We start from the raw sequence: 719 nt of genomic DNA, 5'->3' as shown, positions 1-719 counted from the left end.
CACTCGTTGATGTTGATGCACTGTCTGATGTCGACATACTCGTTGAATCCGAAATGCTTGTACTTGTTGAGTCACTTAATGATGTACTTGCGCTATTGGAGTCACTCTCGCTCGTTGACGTGGATGCACTTTCTGATGTCGATGTACTTGTTGAATCTGAAACGCTTGTACTTGATGAGTCACTTACCGATGTGCTTGCGCTGTTTGAGTCACTTACGCTCGTTGATGTGGATGCACTCGTTGATCCTGAAAGACTCGTACTTGTTGAGTCACTTAATGACGTACTTGTACTATTTGAGTCGCTCACGCTCGTTGATGTGGACGCACTGTCAGATGTCGATGTGCTCGTTGAGTCTGAAAGACTCGTGCTTAATGATCCACTTAACGATGTACTTTCACTTGTTGATTCACTCTCACTTGTTGATGTGGATGCATTGTCGGATGTCGACATACTCGTTGAATCTGAAATGCTTGTACTTGTTGAGTCACTCATGGATGTGCTCGTATTGTTTGACTCACTCACACTTGTTGACGTTGACGCACTTTCTGATGTCGATGTACTTGTTGAGTCTGAAAGACTCGTACTTGTCGAGTCACTTAAGGATGTACTTGTACTGTCTGACTCACTCTCACTCGTTGACGTTGATGCACTGTCTGATGTCGACGTACTCGTTGAGTCTGAAATGCTTGTACTTGTCGAGCCACTTAACGATGTGCTG

1 protein-coding gene and 1 pseudogene are annotated in these 719 nt (G+C 44.5%); one reads left to right on the top strand and one right to left on the bottom strand.

From position 1 onward, the window contains the following. A partial coding sequence (locus tag HMPREF2576_RS12535; RefSeq protein ID WP_305367183.1) for a hypothetical protein occupies nt 1-493 on the bottom strand: 493 nt, incomplete at its 3' end. Between the two features lie 13 nt (nt 494-506). Here HMPREF2576_RS12535 and HMPREF2576_RS12590 point away from each other — a divergent pair. After that, nucleotides 507-719, top strand: a pseudogene (locus HMPREF2576_RS12590) (hypothetical protein); the annotation flags it as partial.

Source organism: Staphylococcus sp. HMSC063F05, from assembly GCF_001837075.1.
In the GTDB taxonomy this organism is placed as follows: Bacteria; Bacillota; Bacilli; order Staphylococcales; family Staphylococcaceae; genus Staphylococcus; species Staphylococcus epidermidis.
This window is presented reverse-complemented; position numbering and strand designations above follow the sequence as displayed.